Source organism: Flavobacterium sp. FG139 (genome assembly GCF_057809695.1).
Genome location: NZ_JBMDKL010000002.1, coordinates 205722 through 228808, shown reverse-complemented (window position 1 = coordinate 228808; position 23087 = coordinate 205722). Strand labels below are relative to the sequence as shown.

22 protein-coding genes are annotated in these 23087 nt (G+C 35.8%); 9 read left to right on the top strand and 13 right to left on the bottom strand.

Annotation, left to right across the window (positions count from 1 at the left end):
* Positions 1-35: 35 nt before the first annotated feature.
* The 5 genes from ACODSI_RS02475 to ACODSI_RS02455 form a co-directional block, all read right to left on the bottom strand.
* Entirely contained in the window at positions 36-2255 is a 2220-nt protein-coding gene (locus ACODSI_RS02475) for an NADP-dependent isocitrate dehydrogenase (RefSeq protein WP_488915266.1), read from the bottom strand.
* Positions 2256-2506: 251 nt separating this feature from the next.
* Positions 2507-2863 (bottom strand): 50S ribosomal protein L19, encoded by a 357-nt coding sequence (rplS, locus tag ACODSI_RS02470; RefSeq protein ID WP_488915265.1) that lies wholly within the window; start codon positions 2861-2863, stop codon positions 2507-2509.
* 126 nt (positions 2864-2989) lie between these two features.
* Positions 2990-3997 carry a Gfo/Idh/MocA family protein gene (locus tag ACODSI_RS02465; protein ID WP_488915264.1) on the bottom strand — a complete coding sequence of 336 codons (1008 nt, stop codon included), beginning with the start codon at positions 3995-3997 and terminating at the stop codon, positions 2990-2992.
* Positions 3998-3999: 2 nt separating this feature from the next.
* Complete coding sequence (gene trmD / locus ACODSI_RS02460) at positions 4000-4677, bottom strand: tRNA (guanosine(37)-N1)-methyltransferase TrmD (RefSeq protein ID WP_488915263.1); 678 nt, start codon at positions 4675-4677, stop codon at positions 4000-4002.
* Positions 4678-4826: 149 nt separating this feature from the next.
* Positions 4827-5276 (bottom strand): DUF1569 domain-containing protein, encoded by a 450-nt coding sequence (locus ACODSI_RS02455; protein WP_488915262.1) that lies wholly within the window; start codon positions 5274-5276, stop codon positions 4827-4829.
* A 92-nt stretch (positions 5277-5368) separates the two neighbouring features.
* Here ACODSI_RS02455 and ACODSI_RS02450 point away from each other — a divergent pair, with 92 nt between their 5' ends.
* Both ACODSI_RS02450 and ACODSI_RS02445 read left to right on the top strand, forming a co-directional pair.
* Entirely contained in the window at positions 5369-6301 is a 933-nt protein-coding gene (locus tag ACODSI_RS02450) for a peptidylprolyl isomerase (protein WP_488915261.1), read from the top strand.
* 83 nt (positions 6302-6384) lie between these two features.
* Positions 6385-6681 (top strand): c-type cytochrome, encoded by a 297-nt coding sequence (locus ACODSI_RS02445; RefSeq protein WP_488915260.1) that lies wholly within the window; start codon positions 6385-6387, stop codon positions 6679-6681.
* Positions 6682-6717: 36 nt separating this feature from the next.
* Here ACODSI_RS02445 and ACODSI_RS02440 read toward each other — a convergent pair whose 3' ends face one another.
* Entirely contained in the window at positions 6718-7989 is a 1272-nt protein-coding gene (locus ACODSI_RS02440) for a glucose-1-phosphate adenylyltransferase (protein ID WP_488915259.1), read from the bottom strand.
* Between the two features lie 29 nt (positions 7990-8018).
* Positions 8019-9245, bottom strand: a complete 1227-nt coding sequence (gene glgA / locus ACODSI_RS02435) for a glycogen synthase (protein WP_488915258.1) — start codon at positions 9243-9245, stop codon at positions 8019-8021.
* A 115-nt stretch (positions 9246-9360) separates the two neighbouring features.
* Here glgA and ACODSI_RS02430 point away from each other — a divergent pair, with 115 nt between their 5' ends.
* Positions 9361-9696 (top strand): tRNA-binding protein, encoded by a 336-nt coding sequence (locus ACODSI_RS02430; RefSeq protein ID WP_488915257.1) that lies wholly within the window; start codon positions 9361-9363, stop codon positions 9694-9696.
* Positions 9697-9919: 223 nt separating this feature from the next.
* Here ACODSI_RS02430 and ACODSI_RS02425 read toward each other — a convergent pair whose 3' ends face one another.
* Both ACODSI_RS02425 and ACODSI_RS02420 read right to left on the bottom strand, forming a co-directional pair.
* Positions 9920-10297 (bottom strand): PUR family DNA/RNA-binding protein, encoded by a 378-nt coding sequence (locus tag ACODSI_RS02425; protein WP_488915256.1) that lies wholly within the window; start codon positions 10295-10297, stop codon positions 9920-9922.
* Between the two features lie 65 nt (positions 10298-10362).
* Positions 10363-12120, bottom strand: coding sequence for an ABC transporter ATP-binding protein (locus ACODSI_RS02420; protein ID WP_488915255.1), 1758 nt, complete (start codon positions 12118-12120; stop codon positions 10363-10365).
* Positions 12121-12314: 194 nt separating this feature from the next.
* On the opposite strand from ACODSI_RS02420, the gene ACODSI_RS02415 reads away from it, so the two are divergent.
* The 4 genes from ACODSI_RS02415 to yajC all read left to right on the top strand — a co-directional run bounded on the left by ACODSI_RS02415 (position 12315) and on the right by yajC (position 15160).
* Positions 12315-13418: a Glu/Leu/Phe/Val family dehydrogenase gene (locus tag ACODSI_RS02415; protein WP_488915254.1), complete on the top strand. Its 1104-nt coding sequence runs from the start codon at positions 12315-12317 to the stop codon at positions 13416-13418.
* 127 nt (positions 13419-13545) lie between these two features.
* Positions 13546-14454 carry a transcription antitermination factor NusB gene (gene nusB, locus ACODSI_RS02410; RefSeq protein WP_488915360.1) on the top strand — a complete coding sequence of 303 codons (909 nt, stop codon included), beginning with the start codon at positions 13546-13548 and terminating at the stop codon, positions 14452-14454.
* Between the two features lie 10 nt (positions 14455-14464).
* On the top strand, positions 14465-14860 hold the full coding sequence (locus tag ACODSI_RS02405; protein WP_488915253.1) for a DUF1573 domain-containing protein: 396 nt from the start codon (positions 14465-14467) through the stop codon (positions 14858-14860).
* 24 nt (positions 14861-14884) lie between these two features.
* On the top strand, positions 14885-15160 hold the full coding sequence (yajC, locus tag ACODSI_RS02400) for a preprotein translocase subunit YajC (RefSeq protein ID WP_488915252.1): 276 nt from the start codon (positions 14885-14887) through the stop codon (positions 15158-15160).
* Positions 15161-15219: 59 nt separating this feature from the next.
* Here the strand turns inward: yajC and ACODSI_RS02395 are convergent, their stop codons facing one another.
* The 3 genes from ACODSI_RS02395 to pepT all read right to left on the bottom strand — a co-directional run bounded on the left by ACODSI_RS02395 (position 15220) and on the right by pepT (position 18116).
* Positions 15220-16044, bottom strand: a complete 825-nt coding sequence (locus ACODSI_RS02395; protein ID WP_488915251.1) for an alpha/beta fold hydrolase — start codon at positions 16042-16044, stop codon at positions 15220-15222.
* Positions 16045-16080: 36 nt separating this feature from the next.
* Entirely contained in the window at positions 16081-16659 is a 579-nt protein-coding gene (locus ACODSI_RS02390; RefSeq protein WP_488915250.1) for a YdeI/OmpD-associated family protein, read from the bottom strand.
* Positions 16660-16865: 206 nt separating this feature from the next.
* Positions 16866-18116, bottom strand: coding sequence for a peptidase T (gene pepT, locus ACODSI_RS02385; protein WP_488915249.1), 1251 nt, complete (start codon positions 18114-18116; stop codon positions 16866-16868).
* Between the two features lie 138 nt (positions 18117-18254).
* Here pepT and ACODSI_RS02380 point away from each other — a divergent pair, with 138 nt between their 5' ends.
* Both ACODSI_RS02380 and ACODSI_RS02375 read left to right on the top strand, forming a co-directional pair.
* Positions 18255-19277, top strand: coding sequence for a quinone-dependent dihydroorotate dehydrogenase (locus ACODSI_RS02380; protein WP_488915248.1), 1023 nt, complete (start codon positions 18255-18257; stop codon positions 19275-19277).
* Between the two features lie 44 nt (positions 19278-19321).
* Positions 19322-20185, top strand: coding sequence for a hydroxymethylglutaryl-CoA lyase (locus tag ACODSI_RS02375; protein WP_488915247.1), 864 nt, complete (start codon positions 19322-19324; stop codon positions 20183-20185).
* A 357-nt stretch (positions 20186-20542) separates the two neighbouring features.
* On the opposite strand, the gene ACODSI_RS02370 is transcribed toward ACODSI_RS02375, so the two are convergent.
* Positions 20543-23038, bottom strand: a complete 2496-nt coding sequence (locus ACODSI_RS02370) for a cation-translocating P-type ATPase (protein ID WP_488915246.1) — start codon at positions 23036-23038, stop codon at positions 20543-20545.
* Positions 23039-23087: the final 49 nt, after the last annotated feature.

Here is a 23087-nt window from a genome sequence, read left to right as displayed (position 1 = left end):
TGGTTAAGTCGTCTTTGATATTATAAGAAGTGAAACTATTTTAATTCACTCAAAATGGCATTGAAGGTGGCACTCGGGCGCATGGCTTTAAACATCAATTCTGGATTGGGTTTGTAATAACCGCCAATTTCTTGATGAGTTCCTTGTGCACCAATTAATTCGGCATTAATTTTAGCTTCATTCTCAGTCAATTCTTTTGCAATAGGTTCGAATTTAGCTTTTAATTCGGCATCTTTGGTTTGTGTTGCCAACGCTTGAGCCCAATATAAGGTAAGATAAAAATGTGAACCTCTATTGTCAATTTCACCTACTTTACGAGATGGAGATTTGTCGGTATCTAAGAATTTTTCGGTAGCGGCATCCAAAGTTTCCGATAATACTAAGGCTTTAGAATTATTGAATACTTGGCCTAAATGTTCTAATGAAACACCAAGCGCTAAAAATTCACCTAACGAATCCCAGCGTAAATAACCTTCTTCAATAAATTGTTCGATGTGTTTTGGAGCCGAACCACCAGCACCAGTTTCAAACAATCCACCGCCATTCATTAACGGAACTATCGAAAGCATTTTGGCCGAAGTTCCCACTTCTAAAATTGGAAATAAATCGGTTAAATAATCACGAAGCACATTTCCAGTTACCGAAATCGTGTCCAAGCCTTTTATGATTCTTTCTAAAGTAAAATTAGTGGCTTCGATAGGATTTAGAATTCTGATGTCTAACCCAGTAGTATCGTGATCTTTTAAATATAAGTTTACTTTTTCAATCAATTGTCGGTCGTGTGCACGATTTTCATCCAACCAAAAAACAGCTGGAGTATTGGATAATCTGGCACGATTTACCGCCAATTTAACCCAGTCTTGAATAGGAGCGTCTTTGACTTGGCACATTCTAAAAATGTCTCCAGCTTCAACCGACTGTTCCATTAAAACCGTTCCGTTGGTATCGGTAACTTTTACAACACCAGCAGCACTCATTTGAAATGTTTTATCGTGAGAACCGTATTCTTCTGCTTTTTGAGCCATCAAACCAACATTTGGAACGCTTCCCATAGTTTTAGGGTCGAAAGCACCGTGCTTTTTGCAAAAATCTATAGTGGCTACATAGACACCTGCATAAGCACGATCTGGAATTACAGCTTTGGTATCTTGACCTTTTCCTTCAGCATTCCACATTTGTCCAGAAGTTCTAATCATTGCGGGCATAGATGCATCAATAATTACATCCGATGGGACGTGTAAGTTGGTAATCCCTTTATCAGAATTGACCATGGCTAAAGCAGGACTAGTTTCATATACCTTGTTAATCGCAGCTTCTACTTCAGCTTGTTCCGGACGACCTGCAATTTTTGCATACACATCACCCAAACCATTTTTCGTATCAACACCTAACTCTTTGAATAAGTCAGCATATTTTGTGAAAACATCTTTGTAGAAAACAGCAACGGCAGCACCAAAAATAATGGGATCCGAAACTTTCATCATCGTTGCTTTCATGTGAATTGAAAATAAAACACCTTTGGCTTTGGCATCTTCAATTTCTTTAGCAATGAATTCTTTAAATTTATTTAAACTCAAAGCCGAGCTATCAATAATTTCACCTGCTTTTAAAGGTGTACTTGCTTTTAAAATGGTAGCATTTCCATTGTTATCAAAGAATTCGATTTTAACGTCGGTAGCTTCTTTAACCGTAACTGAGGTTTCACTTCCGTAAAAATCACCATGGTCCATACTGGCCACATGAGTTTTAGAATCTGCTGACCAAGCACCCATAGAATGCGGATGTTTTTTGGCGTAATTTTTCACGGCTTTCGGCGCTCTACGATCGGAGTTTCCTTCACGTAGCACCGGATTCACGGCTGATCCTAACACTTTAGCATATTTAGCTTTAACGGCTTTCTCTTCGTCTGTTTGAGCATCTTCAGGAAAGTCGGGTAGGGCATACCCTTTAGCTTGTAGTTCTTTAATGGCGCCTTTCAATTGTGGAACAGAAGCTGAGATGTTAGGTAATTTTATAATGTTGGCTTCTGGAGTATTCGCCAATTGACCAAGTTCGGTTAACGCATCTCCAATTTTTTGATCTTCTTTTAAATATTCTGGAAAGTTGGCGATGATTCTTCCGGCTAGAGAAATATCTCTGCTTTCTACATCAATAGCTGCAGTCGCTGCAAATGATTTAATTATGGGTAATAATGAAAATGTAGCCAACATAGGGGCTTCATCTGTAATCGTGTAAATAATTTTAGACTTTGACATTTGTTGTTTGTTTTTATGCCAAACGATACGTCTCGTTTGTAATAGTGTGTTATGATATTATTAAATTTCGCGGACAACAAATATATGAAAATGCGATAAAATAGATTATGATTTCTAACGAAATCGATTGAATTATGAATTTCATATTTAAACGAATTTAAATTATGATATTCGTAATTTTGAGGTGTTTTTTTGCATAAAAAAAATCCTTTCGTTTTGGGAAAGGATTTTTATTACTTTGAAAAGAAGCATTAGTTTTTGTATCTTCTTTCTTTGATTTTTGCTTTTTTACCAGTAAGTTCTCTAAAGTAGTAGATACGAGCTCTTCTAACTTTACCTCTTTGGTTCAATTCAATTTTTTGTAAAGCTGGCATGTTAACTGGGAAGATACGCTCTACACCAACTGATCCAGACATTTTACGAATTGTAAAAGTTTCTGTAATTCCAGAACCTTTTCTTTGAATAACAACTCCTTTGAAAAACTGAGTTCTTGTTTTTTCACCCTCTTTAATTTCGTAGTAAACTGTGATAGTATCACCAGCTCCGAATGCAGGGAAATCTTTTTTTGTTGATAATTCGTTATTTACGAAATCTACTAAATTTGCCATTTTTAATGCTAATTATGGTTTAAAATCTGAACAACATTCACGGTTCTCGCCAGAGGTTGGTCAAATGTGGGTGCAAATGTAAAAATTATTTTTAATTTTGAATGATAAATTTTCAATTATTTTGAGTTAAACCAATAATTTCAATTGTTCTTTAATCTGTTCATTATCAATAGGAAACGGTTTGTTATTTCGAATGGCTTCATACAGTTCATCAAATAATCCATTAAAGTTTCCTTTTAAAGATGGAATTTTTTCTATAATGCATTCATTTTGGTCATTATAATAGGTCAGCTTTCCTTCTTTATTGAGTTTTTCTTTTCCAAAAGTAGCATCCAAAGGCGACATCCCTGCAACGAGTTGGTTTTCTTGTTCGTCGCAAAATTCTTTAACAAAACTGCCTTTGGTTCCGTGAATTACAATTCCGGCTTGAGCATCGGTAACCAACATACTCGTAGTAATAAATACATTTACTTTATTCGCAAATTGAATGTGCATAAAGGCAAAATCAACTACTTGCGAATGTTCACGATACCTGTTTTTATACCCATAATGTGCAACAGGTTTCCCAAAAATTGAAATGGCTTGGTCAATTAAATGCGAACCCAAGTCGTACCAAATACCACTACTTGGCAAGGGCGTTTCTTTAAAGGCTTTTGGCCCAATAGTAGGTCGGTAACGGTCAAATCGCAAATGCATTTCAATAATCTCTCCCAATTTTCCGCTTTCAATCACGTTTTTGGCAGCCATGATGTCGCTACTCCAACGGCGGTTATGGTATATAAATACGTTGCGGTTTACTTTCGTTGCTAATTCTAAAAGGCTATTAAATTCTTCTACAGTAGTAGTGGCCGGTTTTTCAATTAAAACGTGTTTACCCGATTCTAAAACGCGCTGTGCCAATTCAAAATGGGTATTATTGGGCGTATTTATCACTACTAATTCGATAGTATCATCTGAAAGTAATGAATCAAGTGTTGCAAAACTTTTTACATTCGGATAATCTACATGTGCTTTGAGTTCATTTCGTTCTAAAACGGCATAAAAATCAAAACCTTTGTTGGTAGCCAAAAACGGTGCATGAAACACTTTCCCCGACATCCCATAGGCCAATAATGCAGTAACAATGGGTTTCATAATTAGTCTTCTAATAAATCGGGACGCCTGTTTTTGGTGTGTTCATACGCCATGTCTTCGCGCCATTTATCAATTTTGGCAAAATGACCACTGGTTAAAATTTCGGGAACTTTCCATCCGTTATAATCGGCAGGTCGTGTATATATGGGGCCTGAAAGCAACCCATCTTGAAAGCTATCCGTTAATGCCGAAGTTTCATCACTTAATACCCCTGGAATCAAACGAATCAAGGCGTCAGACAACACCAATGCACCCAACTCGCCACCTGATAAAACGTAATCGCCAATCGAAATTTCTTTGGTAATAAAATGATCGCGAACACGTTGATCGACACCTTTATAATGGCCACACAAAATAATGATGTTTTCATACATCGACATCGTATTCGCCATTTTCTGATTCAACGTTTCTCCATCTGGCGTCATATAAATAATTTCGTCGTACTCGCGTTCACTTTTTAATTTGGTGATACAAGCATCAATGGGTTGCACCATCATCACCATTCCGGCGCCACCACCAAAAGGGTAATCATCTACACTTTTTTGCTTGTTGGTGGTATAATCGCGCAGGTTGTGAAAATGTACTTCAACCAAACCTTTATCGATAGCACGTTTCATAATGGATGCCTCAAACGGACTTCGCAACAATTCGGGTAAAATGGTAATAATGTCTATTCGCATATTTTATAATCAAGGGCACAAAGGTACAAAGATTTTTCAGGAGCCATTTCCAGCTTTCCACTATATCTTTTCTTGTTTTAAAGAAAAACAAGAAAAGGATGCCGTTTCAATCTGGGCTAGGGCTTCAGTGAAATAAGATATTTTTGGATTTAAACACCAAACTGTCTCAAATGATGGTCTAAATGTTTCCACATCAAAGCATCCCAGTCTTCAGAGGTCATTTTTCCCCAAAATGGATGGTCTGTTAATTGAATTGACGCTTTGCCTTCACTTGAAAACCGACTAATATTTGCTATTAATTCTTTTTTAGTAGTTTCCAAATCAAGATTTTCGGTAATGATAAATTCTTTGGCTGTAGGCGAATTTTTTCCCATATCACCACCATAGAATACTTTTTTCTTTAACAATCTTCCCAATAATTTCATTAGAAAATTGATTTTCAAATCCATTTTTCCAAAAGCAACATCAGTAGCCAGTTTACAATGTTTAAGCATTTGGGCTGCCGACATTTTTCCCCATAAAGGTTGACTTTGTTCGGTAAGGCTGTTTATTCTTGCAATCATCACATCGTTAGATGCTTTGTCGTAAATTGAGTTCATAAGTTTTGTTTAAAATGCTATTCAAAGGTACAATTTTAAGGTTTATCACCAATATTATATTAAATTTGCACCACAATTTAAAAATTTAGAAAATGGAAAATGGTATATATGCTAAATTCAACACCACTAAAGGCGCGATTTTAGTGAAATTAACACACGATTTAACTCCAGGAACCGTAGGAAATTTTGTGGGATTAGCAGAAGGTCAATTAGAAAACAGTGCTAAACCAATGGGAAAACCGTATTATGACGGATTGAAATTTCACAGAGTTATTCCAGATTTTATGATTCAAGGTGGTTGTCCACAAGGAATTGGTTCGGGTGGCCCAGGGTATAGTTTTGACGATGAGTTTCATCCTTCATTAAAGCACGATAAACCAGGTGTTTTGTCCATGGCAAATTCAGGACCAGGAAGTAATGGTTCTCAATTTTTTATCACGCATGTGCCAACTACTTGGTTGGACGGAAAGCATACTGTTTTTGGTCATGTTGTAGAAGGACAAGAAATAGTTGATGCGGTTGCGCAAGGCGATTTTATTGATTCTATCGAAATAGTTAGAGTAGGTGAAGAAGCACAAAAATGGAATGCTATTGAAGCTTTCAGAACTTTTGAGGGCTCGCGATTAAAACGAATTGAAGAGGCTAAAAAGCAAGCTGAAGAAGCTATGGAAAAATTGGCTGCTGGTTTTGAAAAAACAGCAAGCGGTTTGCGTTATAAATTCATCCAAAAAGGGAATGGGAAACAAGCAGAAGCTGGAAAAACAGTTTCGGTTCATTATACAGGACAATTAGAAAATGGAAAAACATTTGATTCTTCTTATCCAAGAAAAAAACCAATCGAATTTCCATTAGGAAAAGGGCATGTTATTGAAGGTTGGGATGAAGGAATTGCGCTTTTGCAAGTAGGTGATAAAGCTCGTTTTGTAATTCCGTCTTATTTAGGTTACGGTTCTAGCGGTGCTGGAGGCGTTATTCCTCCAAATGCAACATTGGTTTTTGATGTTGAATTAATGGATGTGAAGTAACATATAAATTTTTGTTAAATACTTTAAAAGCTGTCTTCGGATGGCTTTTTTTGTTATTTTTACTACACCAAAACCAAATAAAGATGAAAACAAAAATGATTACTTCTGTTGCTCTATTGGCAATCTTCCTATACTCATGTGGAGGTTCAAAATCAACAGCTGCAGCAGTAGAAACTGTAAAAAAAGTAGAACTTACTCCAGCTTTAGCTGAAGGAAAAGGATTGTACGAAAATAATTGTGCAAAATGCCACAAACTATATGATCCTGCCGATTACACTGCCGAAAAATGGACAGGAATTTTGAAATGGATGCAACCCAAAGCTAAAATTACTGACGAGCAACGAACCAGTATTTACAATTATCTTGTTATGAACAAATAAAAAAAAGGCTGTATTTTGTACAGCCTTTTTTTATGTTTATAAAGTAAAACCATCGGGTAATGTAGCTCCTTTTTTGACTACAATAATTCCGTCTTTAATAGTGTATAAGTTGGTATTGGCATCTTCCAAATGTGTACCTCCATTGAGAATCACATCATTTCCAATTTTACAGTTCTTATCTACAATAGTGTTGTTTATCGAACAGCGTTCTCCAATACCGATATTGATGATGTTGTGTTCTGAGTTATGTCTGATTTCCTCTAAATTCTGATAGTAATCATTTCCCATTAAATAGGAATTTGATATTACGGAACCAAACCCAATTCGGCTTCTAATTCCAACTACAGAATGTTCAATACTTGCGCCATTAATGATACAACCTTCTGCTACAACCGATTTATCTATCGTTGTTGCTCCGGTTATTTTGGATGGCGGTAACACCCTAGCACGGGTATAAATTTTACTTGAATTATCAAAAAGATTGAATTTCGGGATATCATCAGTCAATCCTAAATTGGCTTCAAAAAACGAATCGATGTTTCCAATATCGGTCCAATATCCTTCGTATTGGTAACTCAATATCTTTTGTTTTCCAATGGCTTGTGGGATAATTTCTTTTCCAAAATCTTTGGTGTCTGGATTAGACATTAATTCGATTAACAAATTTCTATTGAAAATATAAATTCCCATAGAAGCCAAATAAAGTTTTCCTTCTGCTTTTGATTCCTCGCTGACTTCTGAAGTCCATTCGGGTAACAAACTGGCATTTGGTTTTTCAATAAAAGAGGTGATGTAATTTTCAGAATCGGTTTTTAAAATGCCAAACTCCGGAGCTTCTTTAGCTGTTACAGGCAAAGTAGCAATAGAAATGGCAGCACCACTTTTTTGATGAGCCTCAATCATTTCATTGAAATTCATTTGATACAACTGATCACCTGATAAAATCAAAGCATAATCAAATTCATGATTTAGAAAATGGTTCATACATTGACGCACTGCATCGGCTGTTCCTTGAAACCAAGTCGGATTATCGGGCGTTTGTTCGGCAGCTAAAATATCGACGAATGCCGTGCTAAAATGACTGAAATGATAGGTGTTTTTGATGTGTTGGTTCAGTGATGCCGAGTTGAATTGGGTCAAAACAAACATTCTTTTAATGTCTGAATTGATACAATTGGAAATCGGAATGTCGACCAATCGGTATTTACCTGCAATAGGAACTGCTGGTTTGGATCGACTTTCAGTTAAGGGCGATAATCTTGAACCTTGTCCGCCACCTAAGATAATGGCTAATGTACTTTTTTTCATAATGTCGAATTCAGGATTGATTTAGTTGGTTATGCCTTTTCTTTTTCAAATTTTGAAATCACGTCACTGTAATAATTGTAGGTTGTTTTGGCGATTGATTCCCAGCTGAATTTTTCTAAAACACGTTTTCTGCCTTTTTTTCCCATAGCAGTTGCTAAATTTTCATCGCGTAACAAAATATTGATTTTAGTGGCAAAATCTTTTTGAAAAGCGTCTGGGTTTTTAGGATTAAAATCGGTTCGGGAAACGCTTTCAAGCGGAATGAGATAACCCGTTTCACCTGCTACAATAATTTCAGGAATACCACCAACTTCACTTCCTACTACTGGGGTTTCACACGACATCGCTTCTAAGTTGATGATTCCGAAAGGTTCATACAAAGATGGACAAGCAAAAACACGAGCATGACTGTACAATACTTTAATTTTTTCTCTTGGAAGCATTTCTGAAATTAGAATAACTCCATCGCGTTCCGATTTTAGTTTGGCAATAAGTTGTTCTGTTTCAGCGGCAATTTCAGGCGTGTCGGGCGCACCAGCACAAAGCACCACTTGGCAATTTTTATCAAAATACTGGGCTGCCGAAATCAATTGAGAAATTCCTTTTTGACGCGTAATTCGTCCTACAAAAAGCACAAAAGGCACTTCTGGATTGATTCCGTATTCCTTAAGTAAATTGGTGTCAAAAGTCGGTTGGTAATATTCTGGATCGATACCGTTATGGATGACTGTGACTTTCTCTGGCGCTATGCCATACGCTTCAACTACATCCGATTTCATTTGTTCGCTAACGGCTATTACGCCATCAGCAGTGTTGTAGGCGTGTTGTTCGATCCAGCGCGACAAAAAATAACCATTACCCAGTTGTTCTACTTTCCATGGGCGATGCGTTTCCAAACTGTGTGTTGTTAGAATCAGCGGCACTTGGAGTAATTCTCTTGAAAATATTCCAGCCAAATGCGTATACCAAGTGTGGCAATGTATAATGTCGGCATCTAAAGTATGTTGCGACATCTCGACATTTCGGCTTAGATTATGAAACATTTTGATGTGTGGATTTTCAGGATCTTCCATTTTAGTTAAAGAAGATTGAATTCCGATGACATTCATTTGGTTGAGTTGTTCATTTTGGTTGCCAAAACAGCGTACTTCTACTGGAGCTAATTTAGCCAATTCTTGGCTTAAGAAATCGATGTGTACGCCAGCTCCGCCATAAATGTTGGGAGGAAATTCATTCGAAAAGAGTGCTATTTTCATTGTGATAATCTACGGGTTTCTTCAAAAACTTAAATGTAATAAAAAAAATAATTGAATTGATTTTCTGATAGATATAATATTTTGCAATTTGTATTTTTGTTGTAAATTAAAGAATATGGATACAATCGATTGGAACGATTTTGAAAAAATAGAAATGCGTGTTGGAACCATTTTACAAGTGGATGATTTCCCTGAAGCGAAAAAACCTGCTTATCAACTTACCATCGATTTTGGAACTGAAATTGGAATTAAAAAATCGTCTGCTCAAATTACAAAGCGCTATTCAAAAGAAGCTTTAATAGGAAAACAAATTATTGCAGTTGTAAATTTTCCAAAGAAACAAATTGGAAAATTTTGGAGCGAATGTTTGGTTTTAGGAGCGGTAAATGAAGACGATGTTGTATTGCTATCTTCCGATTTAAAAGTAGCAAATGGCTTGAGAATTGCATAAAAAAATCCGAAGAATTAGTCTCCGGATTTTGGTTTATTGTTTTTTAAAGCTTCAAAAATATTAAATACACCTAAAATTATAAAGAGAATAGGTACAATGAGTTTTTTTATAATAAATCCTTCTGAACTCAATACATCATAGATTACATAAGCCCAAAATAATATGAAAACGATGTTGAAATGGATTTTATATTTAATGAAAAAATTCATAGAATTGATTTTAATTAAATGTCATCAAAATCAATATCTGTAAAGCTTTTATCAATTTTTGGTGTGTGTTCCGTTTCGTCTGAATGGTATTCTTTTTTGAAATCTTTTTGATGTCTTTCTGAAATCACTTCTTCTCCTTTATTGTTTAACACAAAGGATGTCATTTCGTCTAAAATTTCTCTAAATGCAGCGAAATCTTCTTTGTACAAATAAATTTTATGCTTTTTGAAATGAAAAGAACCATCTTCTTCGGTAAATTTTTTACTTTCTGTAATGGTTATGTAGTAATCTTCAGCTTTGGTAGCTCTTACATCAAAGAAATAAGTTCTTCTTCCTGCTCTTAATACTTTAGAAAAAATTTCGTCTTTTTCTAACATGTCATTTTCTCTCATATTCGTTCTATCAATTAGTAGTTTTCTTTTACGAAAATGATAAAAAAAACATTACCAAACAAGAATTATTGCACTTCTTTTTCAGAAAGTTGTTTATAATATAATTCTTTATAATAGCCTTCTTGGTTTACTAATTGATTATGAGAGCCTTGTTGTAGTATTCTTCCTTCTTCCAAAATAATGATGGTATCGGCATTTTTGGCTGATGATACTCTGTGACTCACAATAATCGTAGTCTTGTCTCTGGAAATTTCAAGTAAATTATTCAAGATTCGTTCTTCAGTTTCGGTGTCAACTGCCGATAAACAATCGTCAAAAAGTAGAATTTCTGGGTTCTTTATTATCGCTCGTGCGATTGATACACGTTGCTTTTGTCCGCCAGAAAGGGTGATGCCGCGTTCGCCCAGAATAGTCTCATATTGCTGATTGAATTGTACAATATTATCATGAACAACAGCTTTTTTAGCCGCATTAATTACCTCTTCGTCAGTGGCGGTTTCTTTCCCAAATTTGATGTTATTTTTAATAGTATCGGAAAACAAAAAGGCATCTTGAGGTACAATTCCAATGCTATCGCGTAAGTCGTATAAATTTACTTGTGCCAATGGTTTTCCATCCATTAAAATGGCGCCATTCTGAACTTCATACATTCGAGTTAACAGCGAAAGGATGCTCGATTTTCCCGAACCGGTTTTTCCTAAAATAGCCAATGTTTCACCTTTATTAACCTTGAACGAAATGTTTTTTAATGCTTCAATATTGGTATCTTCATAAGTAAAACTAATATTATGGAACTCAATTTCTCCTTTAATAATTGATTTTTCAGTGGCGTTATTTTTGATTTCAGGTTCAATTTTCAAAAATTCATTGATGCGTTTTTGAGAGGCTTCAGCTTCTTGAATTAATGAAGAAACCCAACCAATGGAGGCAACAGGCCAAGTTAACATGTTTACATAAAGAATAAATTCGGCAATCGTTCCTATGCTTTTAATGGTGCCATCAATGTACATCATTCCTCCAAAAAAAACTACAACTAAATTACTCACACCAATTAAAGTGGCCATCAACGGACCGAAAAGTGATTGTACTCGAGCCAAACTCATGCTTTTGGATTTGCTTTCGTTGGCTAAATTCACAATGTGTTCTTGGTTTTGACGTTCTAATGAATACGCTTTTATGACGCGTATGCCTGAAAAAACTTCTTGTGTATAACTGGATATTTTGGATAAGTATTGTTGAAAAATGGTACTACGTTTATTGATTTCAACACTCAATCTAAAAATGATATACGATAAAATCGGTAAAGGAAGTAGCGTGTACAAGGTCAGTCGTGGCGATACATTATACATATAAACAATGACCACTGTAAATCGAATAATGGTGTTGATGGTATACATCACGGCCGGTCCAACGTACATTCTTATTTTAGCAACATCTTCACTAATTCTACTCATCAAATCGCCGGTTCGATTGCGTTTGTAGAAATTTTGATCTAAGACTTCATAGTGTTTGAATACTTCATTTTTCAAATCAAATTCTACGTGTCGAGACATCACAATTAAAGTTTGTCGCATCAAGAACGTTAGGATTCCTGCAATAATAGTTGTTCCAATAATAAGTAATATGTTTTCAATAAGTTGGCTTTTTATTACCTGAGTCCCTAGGTCGTTTTTGTGATATTCTTCAATGGCTTTGAAGGACTTACTGATTAATTTTGGAGTAAACAGTGAAAAGATTTGTGCAACAATTGTTATAAAAATACCCAATAAAAATCGGTATTTATATTTGATAAAATATTTATTTAAATATTGTAATTCTTTCATTTTAATTGTTTAATTCTGCGTATTATTCTTTTTAAAAGTGTTAAAATAAATGAAATAATACATTTTAAAAATCTTCAGTTAAAATTAATTTTATTAACAAAATGCTAATTAAAACTAAAATAAGTAAATTATTTTGAATAAAAAGTTAAATTTGCTCTGACTTATTGATAAAGTCGCAACACAAATAATTTTTTATGACTACAGAAATCACAACCCCAAAAGAACTTCAAAAGATGGATCCTGTATTTGGTCAATTATCATTTGATAATCATGAGCAAATTGTTTTTTGCAACGACAAAGATACTGGATTAAAAGCAATAATTGGTATTCATAATTCGGTTTTAGGCCCAGCTTTAGGTGGTACTAGAATGTGGAAATACGCTAACGAATGGGAAGCGTTGAACGATGTTTTACGTCTTTCTCGTGGAATGACATACAAATCGGCGATCACAGGTTTAGACCTTGGTGGTGGTAAAGCGGTTATTATTGGTGATGCTAAAACAGAAAAAACACCAGAAATGATGCGCAAATTTGGCGAATTCGTACATTCATTATCTGGAAGATATATAACAGCAGAAGATGTAGGTATGGTAACTGCCGATATGGATACTGTTCGTGATGTAACACCTTATGTAACAGGTATTTCTGAATCTCGTGGTGGTTCTGGTAATCCTTCGCCAGTTACGGCTTATGGCGTGTACATGGGAATGAAAGCGGCAGCAAAATACCAATTTGGTTCGGATACATTAGACGGTAAAAAAATTCTAGTTCAAGGAATAGGGCATGTGGGTGAAACTTTAGTAGATTATTTAACTAAAGAAGGCGCCTTGGTGCAAATCACCGATATCAATGAAGATAAAATGAAAGAAGTAAGTGCTAAGTATGGTGCTTCTATCTATAAGGGTTCCGACTTATACACTGCTGATGTTGATATTTATGCGCCTTGTGCTCTTGGTGCAACCATCAACGACGATACAGTTTATAAAATTCAAGCTAAAGTTATTGCTGGTGCGGCAAACAATCAGTTGGCAAATGAAAATGTACACGGACCAATTCTTCAAGAAAGAGGTATTGTGTATGCACCAGATTTCTTAATTAATGCTGGAGGAATTATCAATGTGTATGCAGAAATTGCGCATTACGACAAGGCAGAATCTATGCGTAGAACTGAAAATATTTACAATACCACTTTAGAAATTTTCGATTATGCAAAAGCCAATAACTTAACGCCTCAAAAAGCGGCTATGGCCATTGCTGATAACCGAATCGCTCAAAGAAAAAAAGAAAACGCTAAATAGCTAAGTGTTTTAAAAAATAGTTTTATTTTTGCAAAGCGAAAGAGCAACATCTTTCGCTTTGTTAATTTTTATCCAAATCAAAAAGTTCTTATCCGTGTTAAACAGAAGACATATCCGAATTAAAGTCATGCAATCCATTTATGCCATGCAGCAAAGTGGAACTGATGATCTTGAAAAACAAGAAAAGTTTTTGCAAGCCAGTTTAGAAAACATAGTCGATTTATATCTTATTATGTTGTCTTCGTTAGTGGAAATCCGAAAAAAGGAAATAGAATATCTTGATATTGCTCAAAAGAAGCATCTCGCTACACCTGAAGAGCGCAATCCCAACAAACGTTTTATCAACAACCCTGTTTTACTAGCTCTAGATGAGAATAATTCGTTAAGTATTGCTCTTGAAACTAGAAAAATCAATAACTGGCAATCTAATGATGATACCATTTTGTTATTGTTACAAGCTGTAAAACAAAGTGAATTGTATCAAAAATATATGGCTAAAAAGACGGTAACTTTTGAAGAAGAACGTTTTTTTGTGGCTGATATGTTTTCCGAATTAATTGCTCCTAATGAAAAATTATATTCCTATTTAGAGGATTTCAAATTGACTTGGGTGGACGATATCCCAGTGGTAAATACCCAAATTTTGAAGCAATTAAAGCAGATGACAGCCGAGGCAGATTCAATAAAAGTACCTTCTATTTATAAAGATGCTGAAGATCGAGATTTTGCTTCAGCGTTATTCCGAAAAACGGTATTGAACGATAAAGAATTAGCCAAAGAGTTTAGTGATAAAACCCCAAATTGGGATATGGAACGTATCGCCGAATTAGACACTATTATTATGAAAATGGCTATTTGCGAATTTTTAAAATTTCCCTCTATTCCATTAAAAGTTACGATTAACGAGTATTTAGAATTGGCTAAAGAATATTCTACTCCAAAAAGTAGTATTTTCATCAACGGAATTTTGGATAATTTGATTAAAGATTTCCAAGCCAACGACAGAATTAAAAAAGTTGGAAGAGGATTAATGTAATATATATAATATGATTAAGAAAGTAGCCATTACTCTTTTTTTAGTAACCGTTTTGATTTCGTGTAGAAAAAATGACAGCAATCTGCCTACGATGGATTTTAAAGAAACGGAACACGATTTTGGAACGATTACAGAAGGGCAAAAAGTTGAAAAGAAATTCACTTTTACCAATTCGGGTAAGTCCGATTTAATTATTTCTAATGCGCAAGGCTCATGCGGATGTACCGTAGGAGAATACCCAACATCACCAGTAAAACCTAATGAAGAAGGTGTGATTAAAGTAACATTCAATTCACAAGGCAAACACGGAAAGCAACAAAAATCGGTTACAATATCAGCAAATACTAAAAATAGAAAAGAAATGCTTCAAATTTTTGCAGACGTTCAAGCTGCTGAAGCCAAATAATAACAACAATTAAATTATAAAATTATGGGACAAATTGGTTCATTTGGATACATACTGTTAATGTTCGTGGTAATGTATTTTTTCATGATCATGCCACAACAAAGAAAGGCTAAAAAAGAGAAAGAGTTTGAAAGCAACTTAAAAGTAGGCGATAAAATCGTTACTAAAAGTGGCTTACATGGAAAAATTCATGAATTAGCTGAAACTACAGTAGTTATCGAAACGATGTCAGGTAAATTGAAAATGGAGCGTTCCGCTATTTCTTTAGAAATGAGTGCTGCTTTGAATAAGAAAGCTTAACGTTTATTAACTTAAATAAAAATCCCAAATTCAAATTATTTTTTGAATTTGGGATTTTTTCATTCCATCAAATTTAAAAGCTTATTTCTTATGGTTTCATAATGTTCCCACGGTATAAAATGATTGGCATCTTTGATAGAAATTACTTCCATTGACTCGGCATTAATAAACTTTTTTTTAATAAAAGCAACATTACTATATGGCACTAAAGGATCTTTGGTTCCGTGAATAACAACCACATTGGTAACAATATTTTTCAAAGTTGGTTTCATTACTTTTAAGTCGTTTTTTAACCACCAAAGTTCGTCATTGGCTGGTCTAAGTGCTCCAGGAACTAGGTAACGCAATGGTTTTGAAATAAAAAAAGGTCTCCAATTTTCAGGATTTTCTGCATCGGGATCAATGGCTCCAGCTAAAATGACAATTTGCTTAAATAGTTTTGGTTGATCTATTGCCATTTTTACAATAACGGGTCCACCAAATGAATGGCCAACTAGGTATATATTCTTTCCATTATTAATTTTTTTAACAAAATTTTCTATGGTATGGGCTTGTTGAAATAAATTTTCAGAAGAACCAAAATTACTGTAACCAAAACCTGGTCGGTCAATGGCAATCATTCGGTATTTTTTGAGAAGTAAAGTGTCTTTTAAAAAATCTTTATAGGCGTCCCAACTCCCTGGTGAACCATGAATAAAAAACAGTGTAGGAAAATCGTTTTTCCCTGTCTGTACGTAATGGATTTTAGAATCATCAACCGAAATGGTACTGTCGATATAACTGGTTTTGGAAGTTTCAAAAAAGAGTTTGGTTTTTTTGGAATTCATTCGCATTGTCATACACGACTGACACATAATGAGATAACTTACTATGAGTAAAGTCATGACGGTCTTGATTTTATGCTTTTTAAGAAAATTCATTTATCGGTATTTATCGTTTAATCCAATGTTTTGCAAAATCATTGGTTTTATTTTTTCCATTCGGGTGATTTTGGTTTTTTCTTGTTTCGCCGTAGCGATGTATTCCAAGAATTCTTTTTGTTTGAACGGTGAAAAGGCTTCAAATGCTTTTGCAAAAGTGCCGTCTTTTTTAAGTTCGTTGGCAAAGAATTCGCAAATCACCACTTCTTTTTTTATCGGTTTGTGACTCAATCCTTTTGCTTCATTTTCAATGGCTTCTTTGATGTAAAGTAACAATAGTTTTTCATTGATTTCTTCTTTCGAATGAAAGCGCCATTGCCGTAGGGCTTTGGTAACGCCTTCTTGCGCATTGACCAAAACCTTGGCTTCGTCTTTTAGAAAAACACCGTTGATGAACCAAACTCCAAAATAGGATTTAAAACCTCCAATTCCGAGGATGTTTTTGTTCTTGTGGGTATACATTGAAGTACCCCATTTAGTAGTTTCTACCAACTCGGTTTTAGCAATAATAGCCTTGATGAGTTCCAATTCGTCTTCCCATTGGCTGACTTTGTCCCAAACGTGTTTTCCTTCTTTCATACTAATAAATTTGTGCCATACCATTGCCAATTAGCCCTGATTGCAGTGGAAATACTTTTAAACCTGACAGGTTTAAAAGATTGAAACGAAAGCAGGAACAGGGATAACCAAAACGCCCGAGCCATTCGCTTCTAATGCATAAAAATAAAAAAATCCACAGACTTTAAGATAAAATCTGTGGAAATGTAGTGTTTGAGGATACTGTTTTATTTCGAAAAGTCAGTGGTAGCGGTTAATTCAGCGATTTTCACAATCACGTCTACTGCTTTTTGCATGCTTTCCACCGGAACGTATTCGTATTTTCCGTGGAAGTTGTGACCGCCAGCAAAAATATTTGGGCACGGCAATCCCATATACGACAATCGAGAACCATCGGTACCGCCACGAATTGGTTTAATCAGCGGTTCGATGCCCAAATCGCGCATGGCTTTCTCGGCCAAGTCAACGATAAACATCATCGGTTCTACTTTTTCGCGCATGTTGTAGTATTGGTCTTTAATCTCTGCGATGCAAATGTCTTCTCCGAATTGTGCAGCAAATTTGGCATTGATTTTAGCTACAATTTCTAAAACTTTTTCTTTGCGTTTTTGAAACAAATCGGCATCGTGATCGCGAATGATTAATTCCAATTTGGTTTCTTCGATGCTACCCGACAAGCCAGTAACGTGGTAAAAACCTTCGTAATCCACTGTTTCTTGCGGAATCTCGTTTTTAGGTAATTCGTTGATGAAGTCGTTGGCAATCAACATCGAGTTAATCATTTTTCCTTTAGCATAGCCCGGATGCACGCTTTTTCCTTTAAAAATAATTTTGGCACCAGCTGCATTGAAGTTTTCGTATTCCAATTCTCCAATCTGACTGCCGTCCATCGTGTACGCCCATTGCGCACCAAATTTTGCTACATCAAAAATATCAGCACCACGACCAATCTCTTCGTCAGGAGTGAATCCTACACGAATTTTTCCGTGTTTGATTTCGGGATGTTGTACTAAATATTCCATAGCCGTAACAATTTCGGTCAAACCAGCTTTGTCGTCAGCGCCTAACAAGGTTAATCCGTTGGTTGTAATTAAGGTTTGTCCTTTGTACAACAATAAATCTTTAAAATAATTTGGAGAAAGTATAATGTTTTGTTCGGCATTCAACACGATATCGCCACCGTCATAGTTGTGTACGATTTGTGGTTTTACGTCTTTTCCTGTAAAATCGGGTGAAGTATCGTAATGCGAAACAAATCCGATGGTAGGTACTTCGTGGTCTACATTGCTTGGTAAGGTTCCCATTACATACCCATTCTCATCAATGGTTACTTCGGTTAAACCTATAGTTTGGAGTTCTTTTACTAATAAATTTGCCAATACCAATTGTTTTTCTGTACTGGGTGTTGTTGGAGAATTCGCATCCGATTCGGTATCAATAATAGCGTAGCTTATAAAGCGATCAATAATATGTTGCATGTATGTAGTTTGTAAATTTTAATGAGCAAATATACAAATTAGCACCTTTTAAATTTACGTTTTCATGCTAGTTTTTATCTTTAAAAAGCAGTTAACTAAATACTATTTTCTATTTTTGTGCGACACAACTACTACACCATGTACAAACTACTCATTCGTCCGATACTTTTTGGGTTTGATCCCGAAAAAGTACATTATTTTACCTTTTCATTCATTCGAAATTTATCTAAAATCCCAGGTTTTTCGTCATTTTTCAAATCACTCTATTTAGTGAACGACAAGCGATTGGAAACGGAAGTATTCGGATTAAAATTCCCAAATCCAGTCGGTCTGGCAGCTGGTTTCGATAAAGATGCTAAGTTGTATCAAGAACTTTCTAATTTCGGATTTGGATTTATTGAAATCGGAACGCTAACACCTGTTGGTCAAGAAGGAAATCCAAAAAAAAGATTATTCCGATTAAAAGAAGATTCGGCCATCATCAACCGAATGGGATTCAATAACGGCGGTGTGCAAGAAGCTGTTGAACGATTAAAGAAAAATAAAGGCGTTTTAATCGGTGGAAATATTGGCAAAAATAAACTCACACCCAATGAAAAAGCGACACAAGATTACGAAATCTGTTTTGAAGCCTTATTCGATTACGTTGATTATTTTGTAGTGAATGTGAGTTCGCCCAATACACCAAATTTGCGTGAACTTCAGGACAAAAAACCGTTAACCGAATTGTTGCAAACGCTTCAAAACAAGAATTTAGACAAACCAAAGCAAAAACCAATTCTCTTAAAAATTGCACCCGATTTAACCGATTCGCAATTGCTAGACATCATTGGCATTGTTAACGAAACTAAAATTGCAGGCGTGATTGCCACCAATACCACGCTTTCTCGTGACGGATTGCAATCGGAAAACAAAGTGGAAATGGGCGGATTATCTGGAAAACCTTTGACGAAACGGGCTACAGAAGTCATTCGATTTTTATCTGAAAAAAGCAATAAATCGTTTCCAATTATTGGTGTTGGAGGAATTCATTCTGCTCAAGATGCTATTGAAAAACTAGAAGCTGGTGCCAGTTTGGTACAATTGTACACCGGATTTATCTACGAAGGGCCACAATTAGTGAAAGACATTAATACGTTAATTTTGAAAAAACGTCAGTAATTTTATAGTTACGAAATCGTTTTCTTTTTTATCTTTGGCTTCCAATGGAAAAAATCAAAATCATAGAATGTCCGCGCGATGCCATGCAAGGCATCAAACCGTTTATTCCTACCGAGCGTAAAGTCGATTACCTTCAGGCGTTGCTTCGTGTGGGATTTGATACGCTTGATTTTGGGAGCTTCGTATCACCTAAAGCCATACCGCAAATGGTCGATACCGCCGAAGTGTTGGCGCAACTCGATTTGTCGCAAACCAACAGTAAACTGCTCGCCATCATTGCCAATACACAAGGCGCTGAATTGGCTTCGGTGCATCAACCGATTCAGTATTTAGGCTTTCCATTTTCGATTTCGGAGAATTTCCAAATGCGAAACACCCACAAAACCATTGCCGAAAGTTTGGTGACTTTACAAGAAATTCTGGAAATCGCCGATAAATCCAATAAGGAAGTCGTAACCTATATATCAATGGGTTTCGGAAATCCGTATGGCGATCCGTGGAATGTGGATGTAGTAGGCGAGTGGACCGAAAAATTGGCCAATATGGGTGTCAAAATCCTGTCACTTTCGGATACCATTGGCAGTTCCACACCCGATGTTATTGATTATCTGTTTTCCAATTTAATTCCGAAATACCCACACATCGAATTCGGAGCGCATTTGCACACCACGCCCGACAAATGGTTCGAGAAAATTGATGCAGCTTATAAAGCTGGTTGCTGTCGTTATGATGGCGCCATTCAAGGTTTTGGCGGTTGCCCGATGGCGAAAGACGATTTAACCGGTAACATGCCTACCGAAAAAATGTTGTCCTATTTTACCCAACAAAAAGCCGATACCGGTACGAGTCCGATGAGCTTTGAAAGCGCTTATAATGTCGCTTCTCGATTGTTTGGCGAATTTCATTAGAAGCGCATCCAGCTATGCATTCCAAGTTTTTTCAGTTCAAACGGTTTGGGTACGCGTTAAAAAGAGCTTCCGTGGGTCGCTTTTTTAGCGCAACCCAAACAAGTTTTCACTTTCAAAAAGCTTTCCATTGCTATCTGGGCTAGGGCAGTAGTGGTTTTTAGAAACAAGAAGCAAGATGTCAGAGGCAAGACGTTAGAAATTTCTATTGAAAAGTAAAATAGGTATTCTAGCCCCGATTGCAGCGGCACGAAGTAGAGCGGAAAGCGGGACTATACGTTATTAGAACTACTACACGTCTGCTTCAAATAAAAAACTAAAGTTTTCGAAGTCTTTCATCTTTCATCTTTTTTCTATTTTCTATTGTCGTCTTTTAAAAATCTTGTATATTTCAATCCACATAACCGAAACAAAGGCGACCAAAATACTACTTCCAATTTGCGTAACATCGACTTTGTCAAATAAAAAGAATTTTGAGAAAACTGGGACAAAAAGTAATAAAGTGGTAATAAAAATTGTAATTACGATAATCATTCCAACCAAATTGTTTTTATAGCGAATGGTAGTCAAAATCGAATAATGAAACGAACGATTCTCCAACGTTAAAAAGATGTTGGAGGCAATCAGTGTCAGGAAAATAGAAGTTCTAGTATAGGCTTCAGTACAATTACTTTGGAGGCAAAATTGGTACACAAATAACAAACCCAACGTAATCACCAATCCTTGAATAATGCTAATTGTAATCTCTTTTAAATTAAAAAAAGTGATGGTCAACGGTCGTGGTTTTTGAGTCATTAAATTGCGTTCCATGGGCTCGTTTTCGTAGATGATAGAGCAAGTTGGTCCCATAATAATCTCTAAAAAGATGATGTGCACCGGAGTAAAAATATTCGGATACACCCAACCTAAAGCTAACGGAATAAACACAATCAATATGATTGGAATGTGAATGGAAATAATGTATTGTATCGCTTTTTTCAGATTAAGGTAAATTTTTCTGCCCATCGCAATGGCGTCAATCATTTTAGAAAAATCATCGTCTATCAAAATTAAATTAGCAGCTTGTTTGGCGATTTCGGTTCCTTTTTTACCCATGGCTATACCAATGTGCGCCGATTTAAGAGCCGGACCGTCATTTACGCCATCGCCAGTCATGGCAACAATTTGGTTGTTGTCTTTTAGTGCTTGAATAATTTTTAATTTGGCTTCAGGAAACATTCGAGTAAAAATGGTTGTTTCCATCACCTTTTGTTTTAAAGTAGTTTCGTCCATCGCCATCAATTCGTCACCATTCAATACGTTGTCAGCATCTTTAAATCCCACTTGTTTGGCAATTGTTGAAGTGGTTTCGGCATTGTCACCAGTTACAATTTTAACCTGAATTCCGGCTTTGTAAAACGTTTCAAAAACTTGTTGAATATTGGCTTTTGGTGGATCGTAAAAAGCCACTAATCCTTTAAAATCAAATTGATATTCTTGTTGTGTTTTGGGATAATTGCTTTCAGAAAATGGTGCGATGCCAACACCTAAAACACGATATCCTTTACTAGCCATAGTATTTAGGGCTGTTGTAATTTGAGTTTTTTCTTGTTCCGATAGATTTGAAACGGCAATTATGGCTTCAGGAGCACCTTTGGCAGCGATGATTCTGTTTCCTTTGGAGTCTTCAAAAACATGCGTCATCATGGGCGGTTTGCCTCCCAATGGATATTCGTGGACTAATGTATAATTCGGGCGTTCATCTACCGACTCTAATTTGCCATATCCCTCATGAATTGCGAGTTCCATAGCATCAAACGGTACAGGTTCACTAGACCACATGGCGTAACTTAACACTTCTTCCGCTTCAGAATTTAATTTTTCTTTGGTTTCAATTATGGTATTGGATTGAAAAAGGTACAACTGCACCAAACTCATTTTGTTTTCGGTAATCGTTCCGGTTTTATCGGTACAAATAACCGTAGCACTTCCAAGAGTTTCAACAGTTTTAGTTTGTTTAGTGATTATTCCCATTTTCATTAACCGCCAGGCACCAAGTGCCATAAAGGAGGCAAAAGCAACCGGAATCTCTTCGGGAATAACACTCATCGCAATCGTTAATGATTTAAGTAAACTGTCTAGAATGATTTTGGAATGATAATAATTAAAGGCCCAAACAATTCCAAAAACGACCAATCCAATAATGGACATTTTTTTTACAAAATTGGTGATTTGAATTTGCAGTGGTGTTTTTTCTTCTTCAATTTCATTCAAACTTTTACCAATTTTTCCCAAATTGGTTTGATTTCCAACAGCAGTAACTTCGCAAATAGCCAAGCCCGTAGCCACAGTTGTCCCTTGAAAGACGAGTTTGTTTTCGGTAGTTTCGTTTTTAAAAACAGATAATGATTCGCCAGTCAAAATAGCTTCATTGACCGAGAAATCATTCGATTGTAGAATACTTGCATCAGCCGGAATGAAATCGCCTTCTTCAATTTGAATGCAATCACCAACAACAATTTCTTCGCTAAGAATTTTGATTAGCTTGCCGTTGCGAATCACTTTGCTTTTGGGTTGCGATAATTTTTTAAGGGCATCAATAGCGTTTCTGCTGCGAGCTTCTTGAAACAATGAAATGGCAGCCACCAAAAAAATAGCGATTGTCATAAAAATTCCGTCGCCAAAATCACCTGAAATATAATAGATACTTGCGGCAGCAACTAATAGTAAAAACATGGACTCTTTTATCATTTCCAATAATGACATCAGAAAATGATTTTTTTGTTGATGTTCCAATGAATTGGAGCCGTTTTTTTGTCTTGAAGAAGCCACTTCTTTTTCTGAAAGGCCGTTCAGTATTTTAGAAGTATCTGCCATAAAAAAAGAGTTGAGAAGTTACTCTAAGGTAGTCATTTTTATTGAATTT

Excerpts from the sequence above, each read along its gene's own strand:
- ACODSI_RS02475 (WP_488915266.1), bottom strand. The coding sequence starts at position 2,255 with ATGTCAAAGTCTAAAATTATTTACACGATTACAGATGAAGCCCCTATG.
- rplS (WP_488915265.1), bottom strand. The coding sequence starts at position 2,863 with ATGGCAAATTTAGTAGATTTCGTAAATAACGAATTATCAACAAAAAAA.
- ACODSI_RS02465 (WP_488915264.1), bottom strand. The coding sequence starts at position 3,997 with ATGAAACCCATTGTTACTGCATTATTGGCCTATGGGATGTCGGGGAAA.
- trmD (WP_488915263.1), bottom strand. The coding sequence starts at position 4,677 with ATGCGAATAGACATTATTACCATTTTACCCGAATTGTTGCGAAGTCCG.
- ACODSI_RS02455 (WP_488915262.1), bottom strand. The coding sequence starts at position 5,276 with ATGAACTCAATTTACGACAAAGCATCTAACGATGTGATGATTGCAAGA.
- ACODSI_RS02450 (WP_488915261.1), top strand. The coding sequence starts at position 5,369 with ATGGAAAATGGTATATATGCTAAATTCAACACCACTAAAGGCGCGATT.
- ACODSI_RS02445 (WP_488915260.1), top strand. The coding sequence starts at position 6,385 with ATGAAAACAAAAATGATTACTTCTGTTGCTCTATTGGCAATCTTCCTA.
- ACODSI_RS02440 (WP_488915259.1), bottom strand. The coding sequence starts at position 7,989 with ATGAAAAAAAGTACATTAGCCATTATCTTAGGTGGCGGACAAGGTTCA.
- glgA (WP_488915258.1), bottom strand. The coding sequence starts at position 9,245 with ATGAAAATAGCACTCTTTTCGAATGAATTTCCTCCCAACATTTATGGC.
- ACODSI_RS02430 (WP_488915257.1), top strand. The coding sequence starts at position 9,361 with ATGGATACAATCGATTGGAACGATTTTGAAAAAATAGAAATGCGTGTT.
- ACODSI_RS02425 (WP_488915256.1), bottom strand. The coding sequence starts at position 10,297 with ATGAGAGAAAATGACATGTTAGAAAAAGACGAAATTTTTTCTAAAGTA.
- ACODSI_RS02420 (WP_488915255.1), bottom strand. The coding sequence starts at position 12,120 with ATGAAAGAATTACAATATTTAAATAAATATTTTATCAAATATAAATAC.
- ACODSI_RS02415 (WP_488915254.1), top strand. The coding sequence starts at position 12,315 with ATGACTACAGAAATCACAACCCCAAAAGAACTTCAAAAGATGGATCCT.
- nusB (WP_488915360.1), top strand. The coding sequence starts at position 13,546 with ATGCAATCCATTTATGCCATGCAGCAAAGTGGAACTGATGATCTTGAA.
- ACODSI_RS02405 (WP_488915253.1), top strand. The coding sequence starts at position 14,465 with ATGATTAAGAAAGTAGCCATTACTCTTTTTTTAGTAACCGTTTTGATT.
- yajC (WP_488915252.1), top strand. The coding sequence starts at position 14,885 with ATGGGACAAATTGGTTCATTTGGATACATACTGTTAATGTTCGTGGTA.
- ACODSI_RS02395 (WP_488915251.1), bottom strand. The coding sequence starts at position 16,044 with ATGACTTTACTCATAGTAAGTTATCTCATTATGTGTCAGTCGTGTATG.
- ACODSI_RS02390 (WP_488915250.1), bottom strand. The coding sequence starts at position 16,659 with ATGAAAGAAGGAAAACACGTTTGGGACAAAGTCAGCCAATGGGAAGAC.
- pepT (WP_488915249.1), bottom strand. The coding sequence starts at position 18,116 with ATGCAACATATTATTGATCGCTTTATAAGCTACGCTATTATTGATACC.
- ACODSI_RS02380 (WP_488915248.1), top strand. The coding sequence starts at position 18,255 with ATGTACAAACTACTCATTCGTCCGATACTTTTTGGGTTTGATCCCGAA.
- ACODSI_RS02375 (WP_488915247.1), top strand. The coding sequence starts at position 19,322 with ATGGAAAAAATCAAAATCATAGAATGTCCGCGCGATGCCATGCAAGGC.
- ACODSI_RS02370 (WP_488915246.1), bottom strand. The coding sequence starts at position 23,038 with ATGGCAGATACTTCTAAAATACTGAACGGCCTTTCAGAAAAAGAAGTG.